The organism is Streptomyces sp. NPDC037301, from assembly GCF_055602785.1.
The window spans coordinates 123394-142449 of the sequence record NZ_JBVJWD010000002.1 but is presented as its reverse complement, the minus strand read 5'-3'; the positions used below and the strand labels follow the sequence as shown (position 1 = coordinate 142449).

Below are 19056 nucleotides of genomic sequence, written 5' to 3'. Positions count from 1 at the left end.
CGCTGGTTGCACCCGGCGACAAGGGCCTTCACCGTCAGTGCCCACTCAACCCAAGGAGCACCAGCGATGCTTCGGCATGTTATCGCCCCCGTTCGTTTCTTTTCCCAGGTGCCCAACGAGATCCTCCGACATCCCCGGCTGTCGTCCGACGCGGTCCGCATCCTCACCTGGCAGCTCTCCCTTCCCCAGGACGCCGACGAGTCCCTCTCCCGTACCGCCGCCCGCGCCGGAATCAAGAAGGGCGCCTTCAACCGCGCCAAGGCGCAGCTCAAGGAGGAGGGCTACGTACACGAGTGGCGGCAGCAAGGGCTGCGCGGCCTCTGGACCACCGTGCAGCTCGTGTCGTCCGTACCGCTGACCGCCGAGGAGGCCCTCGCCGCGCGCGACGGGCGTCCGACGGTCGCCTGTCCGGCCGCCGGTCGGCCGAGGGGCCGGGTCACCGGTCGTCATCCCGAAAAGACCCCCGAAGGGAACACCTCCAACCTTCCCCCGCACTCGGCCCCCGAGCCGGAAGCGGAGCGCGGGGCAAGGGAGTTGGTGGACAGCCTGACCGCGCTGGACGCCCGGCTGACCGTGCCGCGCGGCATGGTTCCGCAGCTCGTCGCCCTCGCCTCCGAGTGGCTGACTCTCGGGCACACCGCCGATGACGTACGCGCGGACGTCCGACGCAGTCTGCCCGGGCAGGGGCAGGCCATCCACCGGCCCGGCGGCCTCCTGCGGTACGTGCTCCGCGAGCCGAGGCCCGTGACGCCGCCCACCCCGCCGACACCGCCCGCCCCGCCGTCCCGCCTGTCCCTGATGCGGGAGTGCGCCGGACCCCACGTACAGCCGCTGCTCTTTACTCCCGTGGGAGACGAGGAGCTGTGCGGTTCGTGCCAGAGTGCGGCACCGCAGCGGGAATCGGCGGCTGCGGCCACCCTGCGCGGTGCGGCAGCCGTGCGCGCAGGGATGCCCGGCCGGCTCGCCCGCCCACGCCGCTGAACGGACAGGCCCTGGAGCCGGCCCTTCTCGCGGGCGATCCGGGCCGCCTCCGCCCGATTGCGGGCCGCCATGGTGAGGTGGTTGCGGACCGTCCCCTGCGAGAGGTGGAGCGTACGGCGAAGCGATGCCCGGGGCTTCTCGTGGCGTCACGTCGTGTTCGACCTGGTCCGCACCGGCCGACCGGTGGCGTCAAGCCCGGGGGCTTCACTTCACCTTGTACTGACACATCTTGTCGGATTTGCCGCCCTGGTTGTCCGCGACCTTCTTCCCATCGACGGTGATGACGCAGGCCGCCGCGTGGAGCATGCCGTCGGGGCCGGGCACGGAGCCGGGGACGACGGACACCGAAAGACCGGTCCTCTTCTCGGCGTCGGTCGTCAAGGTGATGGTCGACGTCTTCTTCCAGGGCAGCGTCACGTTCTCCATCTTGTTGGTGTCGAGGTTGTAGTAGACCTGCGACGTGCCCGTACCAAGAACCTCGAGGGTGACCTCGTGCTTGACCTCGCCACTGCCTGCGTCCGGCTGCGGCTTCCCGCTCGCGTTCGCGTTCGCGGACTTGCCGGCGGTCGCCGGGCCGTCGTCGCTGCCGCATCCCGTCAGCAGACCCGTGGCCAGAACCAGAGCCGTTCCAATGATGATCTTGCGCATACTTCCCCCTAGCGAATGAGCAAGTGATCTTAACTCGGGTCGCGTATTCGCATCGGATGCAGTCGGCTCCGGTACCCGGACACGCCGGAAAGGCGCCGCAGCCCGGTAGTTGACTGAAGATCCCCGCCCGGTCGGCGCGGTGCCGGCCGGGCAGGACGACTGATGGACAAATGCCCGCCGCCGCATCGGCGTCGAACCGCTGACCAAAACCCGTCCTGGTCCTGGTGCACAGCCCTCTCGTGGGCGCCTTGACCTGGCAGCCCGTCGCAAGAGTGCTCCTACATCCGGGACGAGCACCGTTCCGTCGCAGGTGGTGTCCTTCCCGTAGCCGGGGGAACGGAGCGCGGTCCGGTCGTGGCGACAACGGCGGCCGGGCCCCGGCCTGCTGCTACGGCTCTACAGCCAGCCCTTCTCGCGGGCGATGCGGACCGCCTCGGCCCGGTTGCGGGCCGCCATCTTCTGGATCGCCATGGAGAGGTAGTTGCGGACGGTCCCCTGCGAGAGGTGGAGCGCGGCCGCGATCTCCGCGTTGGTGGAGCCGTCCGCCGCCGTGCGCAGCACATCGCGTTCGCGGTCGGTGAGCGGGCTCGCCCCGTCGGCGAGTGCGGCCGCCGCGAGCGTGGGATCGATGACCCGCTCCCCCGCCAGCACCTTCCGTACCGCCGAGGCCAGTTGGGAGGCGGGGGCGTCCTTCACCAGGAAGGCGTCGGCGCCCGACTCCATGGCCCGGCGCAGATAGCCGGGGCGGCCGAAGGTGGTGACGACGACGACCTTCACGGCCGGGAGTTCGCGCCGCAGGGCCGCCGCCGCGTCGATACCGGTCATGCCCGGCATCTCGATGTCCAGGAGCGCCACATCGATGCGGTGCTCGTGGGCCGCGGCCAGCACCTCGTCGCCGCGGGCGACCTGGGCCACCACCTCGATATCGGGTTCCAGGCCGAGGAGTGCCGCGAGGGCCTCGCGCACCATGGACTGGTCCTCGGCGAGGAGGAGTCTGATCATGCTCATTCCGTGGATCCTAGGCCGGAACCGAGCGGAACACTCAGGGTCAGGGTGAAGCCTTTACCGGAACCGGAGTTACCGGCCCGGGTGGTCAGCGTGCCGTCGACCGTAGCGAGGCGTTCGGTGATGCCGGTGAGGCCGTTGCCCGGTTTCGTACCCCCGGCTCCGACGCCGTCGTCCGCGACGGTGAGTTCGAGGACCCTGCCGTCGAGGGTCTGGCGCGGGGTGAGGGTGACGGTGCAGTGCCGGGCGCTGCTGTGGCGTACGACATTGGTGACGGCTTCGCGCAGCGCCCAGGCGAGCACCTCCTCCGGCTTCTCGGGGAGGTGCTCGGGGGCCTCGGCCGGGACGTCGGCGGTGATGCCCGCGGCGGCGAGTGCGGTACGGGCTCCGGCCAGTTCGCCGGGGAGGGTCGGCCTGCGGTAGCCGGTGACGGCGCTGCGTACGTCGACCAGGGCCTGGCGGCTGACCTGTTCGATGTCCGCAACCTGGGCGGCCGCCTGCTCCGGGTGGTCGGGGAGCATCCGCCCGGCCAGTTCGCTCTTGAGCGTGATGAGCGAGAGCGAGTGGCCGAGCAGGTCGTGCAGATCGCGGGCGAGCCTGAGCCGCTCCTCGTTGGCGGCGAGCTGGGCGACGGTCGCGCGGGCCTCGCGCAGCTGGATCGTCGTACGGATCAGCTGCCGTACCCCGGTCATCGCGAACCCGCCGAGCAGCGCCGGGAAGACCAGCGCGGTGATGATCTCGCGGGGGTGGTCGCCGGTCAGCCCGGCGCCGACCAGTGCGGCGACGACCACGGGGATCAGCCAACGGGCGGTCCTCAGCGGCATGGTGGCGCCGACGGAGACCGCCACGTACACGAAGAGGACCAGCCACGCGGCGCCGAGCGTCAGGGAGAGGACGAGGGCGAGGGCGCCGAGGAAGGCGATCGTCGTGTGGACGGCGCGCCGGTCCGGGGCCTTCGACGTGTGGCGGAAGACCAGGACCAGATAGGCCCCGACGAAGACCAGCAGACCGAGTGTGCCCAGCGCGGTCGCCCACGGGGTGTGGTCGCCGTCGGCCAGATCCTTGACCGGGGCGCTCATGAAGGCGAGCCAGATGCCGATCCAGAACAGCTTGATCCACACCTGTCGGCGGCCCGTCGCGGCGAACCCGATGCCTGCGGACGTCTCCTCGTCGTTCACGCCTTCAGGGTGTCCTTCCGGTAGAGCCAGGCCGCGCCGCCCGCGAAGATCAGGAAGTAGGCGCAGAGGATGGCGACGTCCTTGGCGTGCGGCGAACCGCCCATCTCGATCGCCTGACCGAGAGAAGCGTACGCGTGGGTGGGGAGCCACTCGGAAATGTTCTGCAGCCACTGCGGGAAGGTCGCGCTGGGCATCCAGAGACCGCCGAGGATGGAGAGCCCGAAGTAGATGATCATCGTGATCGGGCGGACCGCGTCACCGCTGGCGATGTAGCCGATGGCGACCCCGAGCGCGGCGAAGACCAGTGAACCGGCCCAGATGACCCCGGCCAGCGCGAACCACTGCCAGGTGTCCAGCCGTACGTGCTTGACGCCGGCGGCGACCAGGAACACGACCACGATGCAGGGCAGGGTGACCATCGCCGCGCCGGCGATCTTCGCCAGGACGTAACCGCGGCTGGGCAGTGCGGTGAGCCGGAGCTGGCGGACCCAGCCGTTCTCGCGCTCCTTGGCGATGCGTTCGCTGTTGCCCATGAGGACGGCGGTCAGCGCGCCGAAGGAGGCCATCGAGACCATGAAGAAGGCCTGGAGGGTGAGATCGCTGTGCGGGACCTTGTCGGTGGTGTTCCGGGTGCCGGAGATCAGCAGATAGATCACCGACGGGTAGATGACCGAGAAGAACATGAACTTCTTGTTCCGCAGGGTGCGGGTCACTTCGAGCCTGATCAGAGTGTTCATGCGGTCCTGGCCTCCTCGGCCTCGGTGATGGCGACGAAGGCCTGCTCCAGGCCGAGTCCCGCGACTTCGAGCTCGCGCGGGTAGAGGCCGAGTGCGTAGACGGCGTGGACGGTCGCGTCGGCGTTGTGCGACTGGATGCGGACCCGGCTGCCGGAGATGTCGAGCGCGGAGAGGAACGGCAGGGCGCGCAGGGCCGCTTCGTCGACCGGGCCCTCCAGCTCGAAGGAGATCCGGCGGGCTCCGGCCTTCGCCTTGATCTCGGCGGCGCTGCCGTCTGCGAGCAGCCGTCCCTTGTGGAGGACGAGGACGCGGTCGGCGATCGCGTCGGCCTCTTCGAGGTAGTGGGTGGCGAACAGGACGGTACGGCCCTGCTCGGCCTGCTCCCGCATCGTGGCCCAGAAGGCCTGGCGGGCGGTGACGTCCATGCCGGTGGTCGGCTCGTCGAGGACGATCAGGTCGTTGGCCCCGGCGGTGGCGAGCGCGAACCGTACGCGCTGCTCCTGGCCGCCGGAGAGCTTGTTGACCATGCGGCCGGCGATCTGCGCTATGCCGGCCCGGGACAGCACCTCACCCACCGGGTAGGGCCTGGGGTGCAGATCGCAGGCGAGGCGGACCAGTTCCTCGACCGTGACGTCCTCCATCAGACCGCCGCTCTGCAGCATCGCGCCGACGCGGCCCGCGGCGATGGCGCCCTGCGGGGTCGTGTCGAACACCTGGACGGAACCGGAGTCGGCGGTGCGCAGGCCGAGCAGCAGGTCCAGGGTGGAGGACTTTCCGGCGCCGTTGGGACCGAGGAGCGCCACGGTCTCGCCGGGGTGCAGGTCGAGGGTGAGTCCGTCGACGGCGCGTACCGCTCCGTACGCCTTGCTGACCCGGTCGAAGCGGACCACGGCGGTCTTGGCCCCGGTGGCCTCGGTGGCTGTCGTTGTCATGCGTCCAGCCTGGCGGAGAAGGGGGTACGTCCGGCAGGGCCGCGGGTCGTGGAAACGGGATGACAGATGTCATGCCGCGCGCATGACGCCGCTGTCGTGCCGGACGTCCGCGGAACACGACGCCGCTGCAGTGCCGGACGTCCGCGGAACACGACGCCGCCCCCGGCCGGGGGTCCGGACGGGGGCGGTTGTGCGGTGCGGTTCGCCGCGGTGGGGCGGTTATCCGTTGCCGTTCAGGCTGATCGTGGCGGTCCGATCGGCGGTGGTCCTGCCGAGCAGCGCGGTCTGCATGGCCTGCGCCACATCGTCCGCACTGAGCTGGTGCTTCTTGCCGTCACCCTTGGTGATCATGATGCCGTCGAAGACGCCGTCACAGAGGGTGTCGATGGCCTTCTTGTCGTAGTGCTCGACCAGTCGGCCCTTGACCGGCACCATCGTGAGGATCTGCGGCAGCGACTTCGCCGGGCCGAACTGGATCTTCTTGGGCCCGGCCTTGATGGTGACCAGGCCGGACATCGCGGGCTTCGCGAAGTCCTTCATCGCCCGGTCCAGTTCGGCCTGGCTGATGGTGGGCTCCCGGGTGGTGACCGGCAGTTCGACGGTGGCCGGCTTGCCCGTCTGCACCTGGGCCCGGTACGCGTCGCGCACCGAGATCATCGACTGGTTGACGTCCAGCGCCTTGCCCGACTTGCCGGGTACGGCGACGGCCTTGCCCGGCTCGAACCTGATCGTGCCGTCGTTGGCCGAGCCGGAGACACCGGCCAGGTCCGTCAGAGCGACACCGAGCTTCTCCTCGTCGACCGGGATCACCGGGTCGACGGCGCGCTTGCCGCCGAAGAGGGAACCGATGACGGAGACCGGGTTGTAGTCGCTGCCCGCGGCGGAGCGCACGGTCTCCTGGCTGTCCAGGCCGAGCCCGGCCTTGTCCGGTGCGAGCTCGGCCTTCTTGCCGTCCACGGAGAGCTGGAGGGGGGCCTCGGCGCGCTTGCCGAGGGCGGCGTCCAGCTTCGCGACGCCCTCCTCCTTCGTGCCGCCGCCGATGTCGACGCCGAGGACGGTGGTGCCCTTCGGGACGTCGGAGTGGTTCATCAGCAGTCCGGCGCCGTACGCGACACCGAGCAGACCGACGACGCCGGCACAGAGGAGGACCAGCTTGGAGCGGCCCTTCTTCTTCGCGGGCGCGGGCGCCGGGGCGGGGCGTGCGGCGGGGGCGGGCGCCTGGGCGGCGGGACCGCCGGGTCCTGCCGGTCCGGTGCCCATCGCGTCGTCCGGGATACGGGGCGTCAGATCGGCACGCCCGCCACCGGGGCCGCCCGCGCTCGGGAACGCGGACGGCGAGCGGCGCTCCGGCGGAACGACGGGGATGCCGCTGGTGAGCGTGTCACCGGAGACGTTGCCGCCGGGCCCGGCGGAGGCCGGGGCCGCGAACTGGGGCGTCAGCACCGCCGTGTCGTCGGACATCCGCGGGGGCACGCCGGCGGGTGCGCCGGGACCCTGCGGGCCCGCGGGACCACCGGAGCCTCGCGGACCGCCGGGGCCCGGGCCGCCCGCTCCGTCGAGGTTCGGGGTGAGGGACGAGGTGCCGGTGACCGGGCCCGTGGTGGGTCCGGAGGGGCCCGGCGTACGCACCCCGAGGTTCGGCGTGGGGCGCGGGCCGGCTGCGGGGCCGCCGTGGCCGAACTCGTCGAGGGCACTGCGACGGGAGCGGGGTGCGTCCTGATCGCCCGTGCGCTGCGGGCCGTCCGAGAAATACGGCAGGTCGGCGCGGGGCGGGGTGGGCGCCTCGCCCGTGGGGCCGTCGGCGCCGACGACCGCGCTGCCGCTGCCGCCGACGACCGAGGTGTTCATGGGGGCCTTGCGCGGGGCGAACCAGTCGCTGCCGCTCTTCTCCCTGGCCGGCTTGTCGGCAGCCGGTTCCGCGGGCGCGGAAGAACCGGCTCTCGCCTCGGCGCCCGGGTCGGCGTCGGACGCACCCGACGCGCCGCCCGGCGCGGGCGAGCCGGGGCGCGGAATGCTGGCCGTGCGCTCGCCTTCGGCCGTGTCGGCGTCGCTCATGGGTGTACGCATGACAACCGGCGGGATGGGACGCGAGCCCGGAATGTTGATCCGGATGCGCGTCGTCAGCGTCGTCTCGGTCCTCGGCTCCTCGGACTGAGGCGGGTCCGCAGGCTCCGGTGCCCCCTCCGGGGCGTCCTGCGAAGGGTGCAGCGACGGATACTGGCGGGATCCGTACGGCGGCGTCCCCGAGGGGTACGCGGCTCCCCCGCGCCCCTGGGGCCCGGAGGACGAACTGTCAGTTTCACGACTCAAAGCAGGTTCTCCCGATTGGCTCCGCCGCCCGTACTTCCCCCATGCCGCAGGCCAGGGGACGGCTCGGCGCGCGAACCACCATACTGGCCGCCGCCGACAGACACCCCGCGACCGGGGGAAACGGCTGTGTGACCACCGGACGGACAAGGGGCATTACGGGATCGGACGTGGCACATTACTTGCCAGGTCGGCCGCTGCCGGCGCCCGGTTGAGGCGACCGCGACATCGTGGCACAGATCACAGTGATCGCCATCCCGCCCAGCATGAAAAGGGTGAGGCCCAGTTCATCGCCGAAGACATAGTCGCCCTCCGGTCGTCCGCCGAGCAGAAGAACGATCGAAATCAGCCAGCCCGCCGCAGGTGCCAGGGCGCCGAGCTGGGTGCCGAAGACGCAGCGCCCGCCGTAGAACAGCCCGGCGCAGGCGGCCAGCGCGAGCAGCAACCCGCCGGGGAACCAGGCGGCTTGGACGAGCGCCCCGGCGATCCCGACGAGCGCGCCGAGAACGGCGAGGCCCGCATGGGCGGCGATCCGCCCGGGGTTGAGGGGCGCGGCGAGACCGGTGGCCCGAACGTCCCGGGAGGGTGCGCCGGCGCGCGGTGTGTGCTGCTTGCCGCTCATTGTTCCGCCCCCGGTACACCGGCGAACAGGTCGTCTTCGCGCGCCCCTTGAGGGGCCCCGGAGGCGCCAAGTACCAACTCGTAGTACTCGGTGGTGAAGACGGGCTGGCCAAGGTCGTTGGAGAGGGCGAAGAAGGGGCCGTCCACGGCGATCTGCGTGACATGGGCCCGCATCGCCGCGCGTTTGGCCGCCGCATGGGCGGAGCCGTCGATCTGCGCGGTGATCCTCGTGTCGTCGACCACACCCGGTACGTCGTCGATGGCGGCGATCCCCAAGAAGGCGTCCGGGACCGTGTCCCGCAGGCGCGCGAAGCCTTCTTCGGCGACCGAACGCGGCACTCGGTTCCAGTAGATCTTGGCGACGGTGTGCACCGCGCCCGCTCCGGTGCGGTACGCGGGATCGGCGGCGAGCTCCGCCGCGCGCATCGCGACGCGGTGCGCCTGGATGTGGTCGGGGTGCCCGTAGCCGCCGTCGGGGTCGTAGGTGACGAGGACCTGCGGGCGCACCGAGCGGATCACGTCCACGAGGTACTGGGCTGCGTCGTCCACGTCCGCGGCCCAGAAGGCGCCGGGGCGGTGATTCTGCTCGGCGCCCATCATTCCGGAGTCGCGGAAGCGTCCTGGGCCGCCGAGGAGCCGGTGGTCGGTGACCCCGAGCTCCTTCATCGCCGCGGCGAGTTCGCCCTGGCGGTAGGGGCCCAGGGTGTCGTCCCGGTCTGCCGCGAGATGGGCGAGCGCGGGCGGGATGATCTCGCCCTCCTCACCGAGCGTGCAGGTCACCAGGGTGACCTGGGCACCCTCGGCCGCATACCTGGCCATGGTGGCGCCGTTGTTGATCGACTCGTCGTCGGGGTGCGCGTGCACCAGGAGCAGACGCCGGGCGGGATGGTCCGTCATGGGGACCAGCCTACGAGCCGGGCAGACCCTGGCCGACCGCGCCCGCGCACGAGCCGCCGACGAGCCGGGTCTCAGAACTTGAGGCTTCCGATCATCCCGGCCACATTCGTGGTCAGGTTCGAGATGCTGGGCGCAATGGACGAGCTGGCGAGATAGAAACCGAGCAGCGCGCAGACCACCGCATGTCCGCCCTTCAGTCCGGATTTCCGGATCAGCAGGAAGACGACGATCGCCAGCAGCACCACCGCCGAAATCGAGAGTGCCACGGCGGTTCACCTCCATCAGTACGGTCGGGACGGGCAGCACACATGGAGCCAGCAGGTTCATACCCACCAAGCGCTACGGATCATAACTATCCGTGGCACCGCATTGATCGGGGCACAGCAGCACGAGGGGCGCACGACCGGGCGGTCGGGGACTAGGTTCGAGCCCATGACTTCGCAGAAGATCTCATTTCCGCGTCAGCACGCCAGGACGATGCGATTCACCCTCGGCGCTCCCCGCGCGTTCACCGTTTCACCCGACGGGGAGCGGGTGATCTTCCTGCGGTCGGGCTCCGGCACGGACCGGACGGGCCGGCTGTGGGTGCTGGATCTGCCGGAGGGCGGTACGCCGAAGGAGCGCGTCGTCGCCGACCCCGGGACGCTGCTCGGCGGTTCGGCGGAGCGGCTGTCGGCCCAGGAGCGGGCCCGGCGCGAGCGCAGCCGTGAGGGTTCAGCGGGGATCGTCGGCTACGCGGTCGACGCGGCGGCCGAGTTGGCCGCTTTCGCGCTCTCCGGGAAGGTGTACGTCGCGGAGTTGCGGGCGGGTACGGCGCGTGCGCTGCCGGTGCCGGGCCCGGTGATCGACCCGAGGCCGTCACCGGACGGGCGCCGCATCGCGTATGTGTCGAAGGGCGCGCTGCGCGTCGTGGGCGCCGAGGGCGACGGGGACCGGGCGCTCGCGGAGCCGGAGGGCGCGAACATCTCCTACGGCCTCGCGGAGTTCATCGCGGCCGAGGAGATGCAGCGCTCGCGGGGCTTCTGGTGGTCACCGGAGTCGGACCGGCTGCTGGTCGCCAGGGTCGACGACAGCCCCGTACAGCGGTGGTGGATCGCGGATCCCGCACACCCGGACCGCAGGCCGGCCGAGGTCGCCTACCCGGCGGCGGGGACGCCCAACGCCGAGGTGCGGCTCTTCGTGGTGGGCCTGGACGGCACCCGTACCGAAGTGGTCTGGGACCGGGCTCGCCACCCGTATCTGGCACAGGTGCACTGGTCGTCGGCCGGGGCTCCGCTGCTGCTCGTGCAGGCCCGGGACCAGCAGAGCCAGCTCTACCTCGCGGTGGACACGGAGACGGGCACGACGCGGACGGTACATGTCGACGAGGACCCGGTCTGGCTGGAAATCTTCCCCGGTGTGCCCGCCTGGGCGCCGGACGGGCGGCTCGTGCGGATCGCGGACGAGGGCGGGGCGCGGGTGCTCGCGGTCGGCGACCGGCTGCTGACCGGGGCGCAGTTGCAGCTCCAGGCGGTCCTGGACATCGGTGAGTCGGATGTCCTGGTCTCGGCGTCGGCGGGCGAGGAGGCCGCGGAGCCGGAGATCGGCGAGAGCCATGTGTACCGGGTCAATGAGCTGGGTGTCGAGCGGGTCTCCGAAGGGGCGGGGGTACATTCGGCCGTCCGCGCGGGCGATGTGACGGTGCTGGTCTCCCACTCGCTGGAGCGGCCGGGGGCCCGTGCCGACGTGCTCCGGGACGGCAAGCGGATCGCCACCGTCGCAAGCCATGCGGAAGAGCCGGTTCTGTCGGCGCGGGTGCACCTCACCGAGGGGGGCGCACGGCGGATTCCGTGCGCCGTGCTGCTCCCCGAGGGGTACAAAGAGTCGGACGGCCCGCTTCCGGTACTCATGGATCCGTACGGCGGCCCGCACGGCCGACGGGTGCTCGCCGCCCACAATCCTCATCTGACGTCGCAGTGGTTCGCCGATCAGGGCTTCGCGGTGGTCGTCGCGGACGGCCGGGGCGCACCGGGGCGTTCACCGGGCTGGGAGAAGGCTGTCAAGAACAACCTCGTCCTCACCGTGGACGACCAGATCGAGGCGCTGCACGCGCTCGCCGGGCGGTTCCCACTGGACCTCGGCAAGGTGGCGATCCGGGGCTGGTCGTTCGGCGGCTACCTGGCGGCCCTGGCCGTGCTGCGGCGGCCGGATGTCTTCCACGCGGCGGTGGTGGGCGCGCCGGTGACCGACCAGCGGCTGTACGACACCCACTACACCGAGCGCTATCTCGGCGACCCGGCGAAGCAGCCGGAGGTGTACGCGCACAACTCGGTGCTGACGGACGAGGGGCTCTCCGAGGCCGCGGACCAGGTCCGGCCGATGATGATCATCCATGGTCTGGCGGACGACAATGTGGTGGTCGCGCACTCGCTCAGGCTGTCGTCGGCGCTGCTCTCGGCGGGGCGCCCGCACGAGGTGCTGCCGCTCAGCGGGGTGACGCACATGACGCCGCAGGAGCAGGTGGCGGAAAATCTGCTGCTGCTCCAGGTGGACTTCCTGAAGCGGTCGTTGGGGCTGCGGGGGTGACCTGACCGGCGGCGCCCGGTGATCGCTTCCGGCCGCGCCCGTCACCAGCCGGGCGGTGGCTGGGACGGGGGCGGTGGGCCGAAGACTCCGGGCGGCGGATAGCCGTACCCCTGCCCATAGCCCTGGTGGGGCCGGTCGGGGGCGTCGGCGGAGCCCCGCCGGGCCAGCACGATGAGCACCACCACGGCGACGATCACCTCGAAGAACCAGGTCACCACCGTGAGCTGGTCCTCGGTCGGCAGATCGCCGAAGTGGTCGAGCATCTTGTAGTGCACGGCGCGGGACACTCCCGTCACCCCGTCGGTCAGCAGCAGCCCGACGGCGATCAGGCCGAACGGCCGTGCGTGCACGGCACGGAAGAGCGCGCTCACCGCCGTGAACAGACACAGCAGCGCGATGACCACGTCGCCCCAGCCGGGCGGCGGGTCGATCAGCCCCTGAAGGAGCCGGTCCCCGCCCACGTACCACTGCGGGAAGATGTCGGGGAACCGCACCACCTGACGGATCTCCCAGGCGATCACTACCGCCCCCGAGGTACCCAGCAGCAGAAAGGCGGTCACGCCCGCGCCCTGGCCCGGCCGGGTCGGTGTGCGTTCGGAGAAGTCACGCGGCGGTCTGCGGCCGGCCCCCGCGGTGATGATGAGCGCGATGCCCGCCGCGAGGGCCGCGAAGGCACAGATCAGAGCGCGGGTACGGAGGTCGTCGGCGAAGCGGGCGCTCATCGCGGACCCACCGATGTTCCAGAGTCCGGGCAGCCGCATGGCGAGCGTCACCACTCCGGTGGCGACCAGGGCGGTGGCGGCCACCGAGGACCGCAGGGCCGCGAAGGCGGCGACGAGATACACCACGAGCAGCGCCACGTCGTTGGCCGAGGTGGTGAGCACCGCGGAGAGCCGCACGTCGTAGTAACCGGCCCAGTACCGCACCAGATCCGTGGGCTCCTCGACCGCCCTGAAGTCCCGTACGAGCCAGCCGGCGACGATCACCGCGAGCAGGGCGCAGAGAACGGCGCCGGTGATCCTGGCCCCCCGTGTGAGTATCACGCGAGCGATACTCCACCGTCGCCGCCCGCCGGACAAGGGAGTTGTCCAGGCGGTGCGCGAACGGGCAACCGGCCGGGGAGACTTGACGGCCCCCGGCCGGTTCACGGCACCCGCACGGCCGTACGCCGACCATGGTGGCGCGTTCGTATATCGGACGTGAGACAGCCGAGTTGCCCGCGCGTTAACGTGTCTGCGGTCAGCCGGCCCCGCTGCTCCCGGAAGGCCGCGGCCCGTCCTCCTGGCCCACGGCGTCAGACGGGCCCAGGGCGCCCTTCTGGCTGGACTCGTCCGCCTTCTCCTGCAAAACCGCCTCCCCCGCCACCGTCTCCAGCAGCCCCTCCGGCGGCACCACCTGCTTCTCCTCCGCGAAGTGGCAGGCCGAATCGTGCCCGGCCGGTGTGTCCGTCAGCCGGAAGACCGCCGGAACCGCCAGCAGCGGCACTTCCCGTTCGCACCGCTCCTGCGCCTTCCAGCAGCGGGTGCGGAACGGGCAGCCGGAGGGCGGGTTGGCGGGCGAGGGGACATCGCCGTGCAGGATGATCCGTTCCCGGTGCTCGCGGGCCATCGGGTCCGGCACCGGGACGGCGGACAGCAGCGCCTGGGTGTACGGATGCGTGGGGTGGTCGTAGATCTGCTCGTCGGTGCCGATCTCGACGATCCGGCCCAGATACATCACGCCCACCCGGTCGGAGATGTGCCGGACGATCGACAGGTCGTGCGCGATGAAGACGTAACTCAGCCCGAACTCCGCCTGGAGCCGGTCCAGCAGGTTGACGACCTGCGCCTGTACGGAGACGTCGAGGGCGGAGACGGGTTCGTCGGCGACGATGATCTCGGGGTTCAGGGCCAGCCCGCGGGCGATGCCGATGCGCTGGCGCTGGCCGCCGGAGAACTGGTGCGGATAGCGGTTGATGTACTCCGGGTTGAGCCCGACGACGTCCAGCAGATCCTGGACCTTTCTGCGCCGGTCGCCCTTCGGGGCCACCTCGGAGTGGATCTCGTACGGCTCCCCGATGATGTCGCCGACGGTCATCCGGGGGTTGAGCGAGGTGTACGGGTCCTGGAACACCATCTGGATGTTGCGGCGCACGGCCTTCAGGGCGCGCCCCGACAGTTGGGTGATGTCTTCGCCCTTGTACCTGATCGCACCGGCCGTCGGCTGTTCCAGATGCACCAGCATCCTGGCCACGGTCGACTTGCCGCAGCCCGACTCCCCCACGATGCCGAGCGTCTCGCCCGCCGCCAGGTCGAAGGAGACCCCGTCGACGGCCTTGACGGCGCCGATCCGCTTCTTGATCAGGATGCCCTGGGTCAGCGGGTAGTGCTTGACCAGACCGCGGACCTCCAGAATGGGTTCGCCGCCCACGCGGGTGCTCCCCGGTTCAGCGTGCATCGAGCGTCTCCTTCCAGAAGTAGCAGGCGCTCTCACGGTGCTGGGCCACCTCGAAGAGAGGCGGTACCTCACCTCGGCAGATCTCCTGGGCCATCGGGCAGCGCGGGTTGAAGGCGCAGCCGGGCGGGATGTGCAGCAGGTTGGGCGGCAGGCCCTTGATCGCGTACAGCTCCTGGCCCTTCTGGTCCAGGCGCGGGATCGACTGGAGGAGGCCCTTGGTGTACGGGTGGGCGGGGGCCTTGTAGATCTCGTGGACGGGGGCCGACTCGACGATCCGGCCCGCGTACATCACGGCGATGTAGTCGGCGACGTCCGCGACCACGCCCAGGTCGTGGGTGATCAGGATGAGTCCCATGTTGAGCTCGCGCTGGAGCTCGGCGAGCAGGTCCATCACCTGGGCCTGGACGGTCACATCGAGGGCGGTGGTGGGTTCGTCCGCGATGATCAGCGAAGGTTCCAGCGCCATCGCCATGGCGATCATGATGCGCTGGCGCATGCCGCCGGAGAACTGGTGCGGGTAGTTCCCGACGCGTTCCTTGGCGGCCGGGATGCGGACCCGGTCCATCAGCTCGACGGCCTTGAGCCTGGCGTCCCGGTGGGACATCCCGCGGTGGACGACGAACATCTCGCCGAGCTGCTCCCCCACGCTGAGCACGGGGTTGAGGGAGGAGAGCGCGTCCTGGAAGATCATGGCCATCTCCTGGCCGCGGATCTTCCGGCGCTCCTCCTTCTTCATCTTCAGCAGATCACGGTCCTTGAAGACGATCTCGCCGCCGCTGATCCTTCCCGGGGGCATGTCGAGAATGCCCATGATCGCCTGTGCGGTGACCGACTTGCCGGAGCCGGACTCGCCGAGGACGGCAAGCGTCTCGCCCTCGGCCACCGAGTAGTTGACCCCGTTGACGGCTTTGGCCACCCCGTCGCGGGTGTGGAACTCCACGTGCAGATCGCGCACCTCGAGCAACATGGCAACGGGCTCCTCAGCGCAGCTTGGGGTCGAGGGCGTCGCGCACCGCGTCGCCGAGCATGATGAACGCGAGCACCGTGATCGCCAGCGCTCCGGCGGGCCAGAGCAGCATGTGCGGGGCGTTGCGGATGTAGTTGGCCGCGGCGGAGATGTCGATGCCCCAGGAGACGGCAGGCGGTTTCAGGCCGACGCCGAGGAACGAGAGAGTCGCCTCCAGAGCGATGTACGTACCCAGGGCGATGGTCGCGACGACGATCACGGGGGCGACCGCGTTGGGCGCGATGTGGCGCAGCATCATCCGGGAGTTGGAGGCGCCGAGCGCGCGGGCCGCCTGGACGTAGTCGTTCTGCTTGGCGGTGATGACCGAGCCGCGTGCGATACGGGCGATCTGCGGCCAGCCCAGCAGCACGATGAAGCCGATCACCGGCCAGACGGTGGAGCTCGGCACCACGGAGAGGAAGACCAGGCCGCCGAGGACCACCGGGATGCCGAAGAAGATGTCGGTGATACGGGAGAGGAACGAATCCGACAGGCCGCCGTAGAAACCGGCAAGGCCGCCGAGGAGGCTGCCGAGCAGGGTGACGCCCAGGGTGGAGCAGACGCCCACGGTCACCGAGTTCCTGGCCCCGTAGACGGTCCGGGTGTAGACGTCGCAGCCCTGTCCGTCGAAGCCGAAGGGGTGGCCGGGCTGTGAGCTCTCCTGGGCCTTGCCCAGGTTGCAGTTGAGGGGGTCCTGGTCCGCGATCAGTGACGGCCAGATCGAGATGATCACCAGGAAGAGGATGATCAGGGCGGAGATGATGAAGACCGGGTTGCGGCGCAGGTCCCGCCAGGCGTCGGACCACAGACTGCGCGGCTTCTCGGCGGGGCCGGTGCCTTCGGGGCCGCCCGGTGTCTTTTCGAGGGTCGCACCCTCCTCCAGGGCGAGGTCCATCACGCCTCCCGCTCCGGCCGACGAGATCGCCTCGTCCGGTGTCTGCTCAGGCATAGCGGATCCTCGGGTCGAGTACGGCGTACAGCAGGTCGACGATCAGGTTCGCCGCCAGGAAGACGAGGACCAGAATGGTGACGAACCCGACGACGGTCTGGGAGTTCTGGCGCAGGATGCCCTGGTAGAGCTGATAGCCGACGCCGTGGATGTTGAAGATCCGCTCCGTGACGATCGCCCCGCCCATCAGGGCGCCCACGTCCGTGCCGATGAAGGTGACGACGGGGATCAGGGAGTTGCGCAACAGATGCCGGATGATCACGCGGCGCCTGGGCAGGCCCTTGGCGACGGCGGTACGGACATAGTCGGCGCGGGCGTTCTCGGCGATCGAGGTCCTGGTGAGCCGGGTGACGTACGCCAGGGAGACGGAGGCGACGACGAGCCCCGGGATGATGAGTTCGTTGAGCGGCGCCTCCGAGGAGACGGACGGATGGATGATCCCCCACTTCACACCGAGGAGGAGCTGGAGCAGCAGACCGGTGACGAAGGTCGGGATGGAGATGACGACCAGGGTCAGGATCAGCACGGTGGTGTCGATGGGGCGGCCGCGGCGCAGGCCGGTGACGACGCCGAGGCTGATGCCGATGACGATCTCGAACAAGAGCGCGACGATGGTGAGCCGGATGGTGATGGGGAAGGCGGTCGCCATCAGTTCGGTGACCTTCTGCCCGTTGAACGCGGTGCCGAAGTCGCCGGTGAAGACGTTGCCCATGTAGGTCAGGTATTGCTGCCAGACGGGCTTGTCGAGGCCGAATTCCGAGCGGAGTTGGGCTGCGGTAGCCGGATCGCACTGGCGTTCGCCACAGAGGCCCGCGATGGGGTCACCCATCACGTTCACCATGAGGAAGATCAACAGCGTGGTGCCGAAGAAGACCGGGATCATCTGCAGCAGCCGCCGGATCACATAACGTCCCATGAAGGGCTCCGGGGGTCGCGGGGGTCAGAGGCGCGGGGCTGGGGAGTGACGCGTCGACGGGATGCGGAAGCCGGGTGACCGGTGCCAGGAAGCGCACCGGCCACCCGGCCTCAACGGGTCACTTGACCTTGATCTGCTCGTACACCGGGACGCTGAACTGGTTCAGCGACACATTGGTGATCCGGTCCGAGTGACCGGCGCTGCCGTTCTGGTACCAGAGCGGGATCACGGGCATCTGCGCGACCAGGACCCTCTCCGCGTCCTGGAAGGTCGAGACGGCCTTGGCCTTGTCGGACTCGGCGTTGGCCTTGTCGACAAGGCCGTCGAACTGCTTGTTGCTCCACTTGCCGTCGTTGGACGAGGCGTCGGTGTAGTACACCGGCTGCAGGAAGTTCTGGATGAGCGGGTAGTCCATCTGCCAGCCGGCCCGCCAGGCGCCGGTCGGCTTCTGCTGGGAGACCTGGCTGCGGAAGTCGGCGAAGGTGCCGACCGGGGCGCCGACACAGGCCTTGTTGTTGCCCATCACCTTGTTGATGCTGTTGCAGACGGCGTCGACCCACTCCTTGTGGGAGCCGGTGTCCGCGTTGTACGAGATCTTGAGCTGGCCGCCGGGGATGCCGCCGCCGTCCTGGATCAGCTTCTTGGCGTTCGCCGCGTTGTATGCGCAGGGCGCGCCGCACAGCCCCTTCTTGAATCCGCCGTCCACGCCGAGGACCGGGGAGGTCCAGTCGGAGGCGGGGGTGCGGGTCTTCTGGAAGATCTGGCTGGTGATCTGATCGCGGTTGATCGCCATCGACAGGCCCTGGCGGACCTTGATGCCGCCGGCGGTGTCCCACTTCTTGCCGTAGAAGGGGAAGGCGAGCGTCTGGATGATGCCGGCCGGGGTGTTGATGTACCGGTCACCGAGGTCCGCCTTGACGTTCTTCAGCTGCGAGGCGGGCACATCGTCGACGAGGTCGAGGTTGCCGGCCGTCAGGTCGGTGTAGGCGGTGTTGTTGTCCGTGTAGACCTTGAGGTCGATGCCGCCGTTCTGCGCCTTGTCGTCCCCGGGGTACTTGTCCCACTTGCGCAGGTTCATCGACGAGCCCTTGGTGTACTTGTCGACGGTGTACGGGCCGTTGCCGATCGGCTTGGACACCCAGGCGGCGTGGTCGGTGAAGAAGGCACTGGGCAGCGGGGCGAAGGCCGGGTAGCCGAGGGTGTCGGGCCAGAGGGAGAACTTCTGCATCAGCTTGACCGTGAAGGTCTTGTCGTTGACGAGCTTGAGGCCGGAGAGCGTATTCGCCCTGGAGCTGCCCGACTCGGGGTGGACCTTGCTGTATCCGTCGATATAACCGAAGAAATAGGCGTTCTTCTGATTGTTCTTCAGCAGGGCCCCGTAGTTCCAGGCGTCCACGAACGACTTCGCGGTGACCTTCTCGCCGTTGCTGAAGGTCCAGCCGTCCTTCACGGTGATCGTGAAGTTCTGGTTGTCCTTGGTTTCGATCTTCTCGGCGAGCATGTTGGTGGCCGCGCCGGTCTTCGGGTCGTACCTCTTGAGTCCCCGGAAGATCATGTCGAGGACCTTGCCGCCCTGCACCTCATTGGTGTTCGCGGGCTCCAGCGGGTTCTGCGGGTCACCCCAGGAGGAGCTCACGATTCCGTCGGCACCACCGCCACCACCGCTGCTGCCCCCTCCGCCACATGCCGTCGCCGCCAGGGCGACGGCCACCGCACATGCCGCCCACTTGGCCGGTGTGGCTCCGCGCATGGAGTGCCTCCTCTGAGTCTTCGTCACATGTAGAGCCAAATATCACCCCATAACGACATCAATGCACCCTATCTACGGCCGTACGTGCGCATGTGTCACCGAGCCGTTCGAATGCCCCGCATAACGAA

Annotated in this window: 17 protein-coding genes and 1 pseudogene; 2 read left to right on the top strand and 16 right to left on the bottom strand. The window is 69.7% G+C overall.

Annotated features, from left to right (window positions below; genetic code table 11):
* Positions 1-66 precede the first annotated feature (66 nt).
* Entirely contained in the window at positions 67-981 is a 915-nt protein-coding gene (locus ACZ7IB_RS03940) for a hypothetical protein (protein ID WP_470908947.1), read from the top strand.
* 14 nt (positions 982-995) lie between these two features.
* On the opposite strand, the pseudogene ACZ7IB_RS03935 reads toward ACZ7IB_RS03940, so the two are convergent.
* The 10 genes and pseudogenes from ACZ7IB_RS03935 to ACZ7IB_RS03890 form a co-directional block, all read right to left on the bottom strand.
* A pseudogene (locus tag ACZ7IB_RS03935) lies at positions 996-1109 on the bottom strand (DNA-binding response regulator); the annotation flags it as partial.
* Positions 1110-1185: 76 nt separating this feature from the next.
* Positions 1186-1629, bottom strand: coding sequence for a hypothetical protein (locus ACZ7IB_RS03930; protein WP_470908945.1), 444 nt, complete (start codon positions 1627-1629; stop codon positions 1186-1188).
* 396 nt (positions 1630-2025) lie between these two features.
* On the bottom strand, positions 2026-2637 hold the full coding sequence (locus ACZ7IB_RS03925) for a response regulator (protein ID WP_470908943.1): 612 nt from the start codon (positions 2635-2637) through the stop codon (positions 2026-2028).
* Positions 2634-3812, bottom strand: coding sequence for a sensor histidine kinase (locus ACZ7IB_RS03920; RefSeq protein WP_470908941.1), 1179 nt, complete (start codon positions 3810-3812; stop codon positions 2634-2636). The genes ACZ7IB_RS03925 and ACZ7IB_RS03920 overlap by 4 nt, the downstream gene beginning before the upstream one ends.
* A complete protein-coding gene (locus ACZ7IB_RS03915) occupies positions 3809-4549 on the bottom strand; it encodes an ABC transporter permease (RefSeq protein ID WP_470908939.1) in 741 nt (246 codons plus the stop codon). The genes ACZ7IB_RS03920 and ACZ7IB_RS03915 overlap by 4 nt, the downstream gene beginning before the upstream one ends.
* On the bottom strand, positions 4546-5481 hold the full coding sequence (locus tag ACZ7IB_RS03910; RefSeq protein WP_470908937.1) for an ABC transporter ATP-binding protein: 936 nt from the start codon (positions 5479-5481) through the stop codon (positions 4546-4548). The genes ACZ7IB_RS03915 and ACZ7IB_RS03910 overlap by 4 nt, the downstream gene beginning before the upstream one ends.
* A gap of 219 nt (positions 5482-5700) precedes the next feature.
* Positions 5701-7791, bottom strand: coding sequence for a peptidoglycan binding domain-containing protein (locus tag ACZ7IB_RS03905; protein WP_470908935.1), 2091 nt, complete (start codon positions 7789-7791; stop codon positions 5701-5703).
* Positions 7792-7966: 175 nt separating this feature from the next.
* Positions 7967-8410 carry a DUF6113 family protein gene (locus ACZ7IB_RS03900; RefSeq protein ID WP_470908933.1) on the bottom strand — a complete coding sequence of 148 codons (444 nt, stop codon included), beginning with the start codon at positions 8408-8410 and terminating at the stop codon, positions 7967-7969.
* Positions 8407-9306: an N-acetyl-1-D-myo-inositol-2-amino-2-deoxy-alpha-D-glucopyranoside deacetylase gene (gene mshB, locus ACZ7IB_RS03895; protein WP_470908931.1), complete on the bottom strand. Its 900-nt coding sequence runs from the start codon at positions 9304-9306 to the stop codon at positions 8407-8409. The genes ACZ7IB_RS03900 and mshB overlap by 4 nt, the downstream gene beginning before the upstream one ends.
* Before the next feature lie 71 nt (positions 9307-9377).
* Positions 9378-9572, bottom strand: coding sequence for a hypothetical protein (locus tag ACZ7IB_RS03890; RefSeq protein ID WP_093896879.1), 195 nt, complete (start codon positions 9570-9572; stop codon positions 9378-9380).
* A gap of 166 nt (positions 9573-9738) precedes the next feature.
* On the opposite strand from ACZ7IB_RS03890, the gene ACZ7IB_RS03885 reads away from it, so the two are divergent.
* Complete coding sequence (locus ACZ7IB_RS03885) at positions 9739-11871, top strand: S9 family peptidase (RefSeq protein WP_470908928.1); 2133 nt, start codon at positions 9739-9741, stop codon at positions 11869-11871.
* A gap of 41 nt (positions 11872-11912) precedes the next feature.
* Here the strand turns inward: ACZ7IB_RS03885 and ACZ7IB_RS03880 are convergent, their stop codons facing one another.
* The 6 genes from ACZ7IB_RS03880 to ACZ7IB_RS03855 form a co-directional block, all read right to left on the bottom strand.
* Positions 11913-12914 carry a hypothetical protein gene (locus ACZ7IB_RS03880; protein WP_470908926.1) on the bottom strand — a complete coding sequence of 334 codons (1002 nt, stop codon included), beginning with the start codon at positions 12912-12914 and terminating at the stop codon, positions 11913-11915.
* A gap of 196 nt (positions 12915-13110) precedes the next feature.
* The gene (locus ACZ7IB_RS03875) at positions 13111-14307 is read right to left on the bottom strand and encodes an ABC transporter ATP-binding protein (RefSeq protein ID WP_470908924.1); all 1197 of its coding nucleotides are present in this window, start codon (positions 14305-14307) and stop codon (positions 13111-13113) included.
* Positions 14297-15274, bottom strand: a complete 978-nt coding sequence (locus tag ACZ7IB_RS03870; RefSeq protein WP_470908922.1) for an ABC transporter ATP-binding protein — start codon at positions 15272-15274, stop codon at positions 14297-14299. The genes ACZ7IB_RS03875 and ACZ7IB_RS03870 overlap by 11 nt, the downstream gene beginning before the upstream one ends.
* Positions 15275-15287: 13 nt before the next feature.
* Positions 15288-16262 carry an ABC transporter permease gene (locus ACZ7IB_RS03865; protein WP_470908920.1) on the bottom strand — a complete coding sequence of 325 codons (975 nt, stop codon included), beginning with the start codon at positions 16260-16262 and terminating at the stop codon, positions 15288-15290.
* Positions 16255-17178, bottom strand: coding sequence for an ABC transporter permease (locus ACZ7IB_RS03860; RefSeq protein ID WP_470908918.1), 924 nt, complete (start codon positions 17176-17178; stop codon positions 16255-16257). The genes ACZ7IB_RS03865 and ACZ7IB_RS03860 overlap by 8 nt, the downstream gene beginning before the upstream one ends.
* Before the next feature lie 118 nt (positions 17179-17296).
* Positions 17297-18928 (bottom strand): peptide ABC transporter substrate-binding protein, encoded by a 1632-nt coding sequence (locus ACZ7IB_RS03855; protein ID WP_470908916.1) that lies wholly within the window; start codon positions 18926-18928, stop codon positions 17297-17299.
* Positions 18929-19056 lie beyond the last annotated feature (128 nt).

Coding starts and splice junctions, on each gene's coding strand:
- ACZ7IB_RS03910 (WP_470908937.1), bottom strand. CDS start 5,481: ATGACAACGACAGCCACCGAGGCCACCGGGGCCAAGACCGCCGTGGTC.
- ACZ7IB_RS03930 (WP_470908945.1), bottom strand. CDS start 1,629: ATGCGCAAGATCATCATTGGAACGGCTCTGGTTCTGGCCACGGGTCTG.
- mshB (WP_470908931.1), bottom strand. CDS start 9,306: ATGACGGACCATCCCGCCCGGCGTCTGCTCCTGGTGCACGCGCACCCC.
- ACZ7IB_RS03860 (WP_470908918.1), bottom strand. CDS start 17,178: ATGGGACGTTATGTGATCCGGCGGCTGCTGCAGATGATCCCGGTCTTC.
- ACZ7IB_RS03870 (WP_470908922.1), bottom strand. CDS start 15,274: ATGTTGCTCGAGGTGCGCGATCTGCACGTGGAGTTCCACACCCGCGAC.
- ACZ7IB_RS03915 (WP_470908939.1), bottom strand. CDS start 4,549: ATGAACACTCTGATCAGGCTCGAAGTGACCCGCACCCTGCGGAACAAG.
- ACZ7IB_RS03855 (WP_470908916.1), bottom strand. CDS start 18,928: ATGCGCGGAGCCACACCGGCCAAGTGGGCGGCATGTGCGGTGGCCGTC.
- ACZ7IB_RS03900 (WP_470908933.1), bottom strand. CDS start 8,410: ATGAGCGGCAAGCAGCACACACCGCGCGCCGGCGCACCCTCCCGGGAC.
- ACZ7IB_RS03865 (WP_470908920.1), bottom strand. CDS start 16,262: ATGCCTGAGCAGACACCGGACGAGGCGATCTCGTCGGCCGGAGCGGGA.
- ACZ7IB_RS03885 (WP_470908928.1), top strand. CDS start 9,739: ATGACTTCGCAGAAGATCTCATTTCCGCGTCAGCACGCCAGGACGATG.
- ACZ7IB_RS03940 (WP_470908947.1), top strand. CDS start 67: ATGCTTCGGCATGTTATCGCCCCCGTTCGTTTCTTTTCCCAGGTGCCC.
- ACZ7IB_RS03925 (WP_470908943.1), bottom strand. CDS start 2,637: ATGAGCATGATCAGACTCCTCCTCGCCGAGGACCAGTCCATGGTGCGC.
- ACZ7IB_RS03875 (WP_470908924.1), bottom strand. CDS start 14,307: ATGCACGCTGAACCGGGGAGCACCCGCGTGGGCGGCGAACCCATTCTG.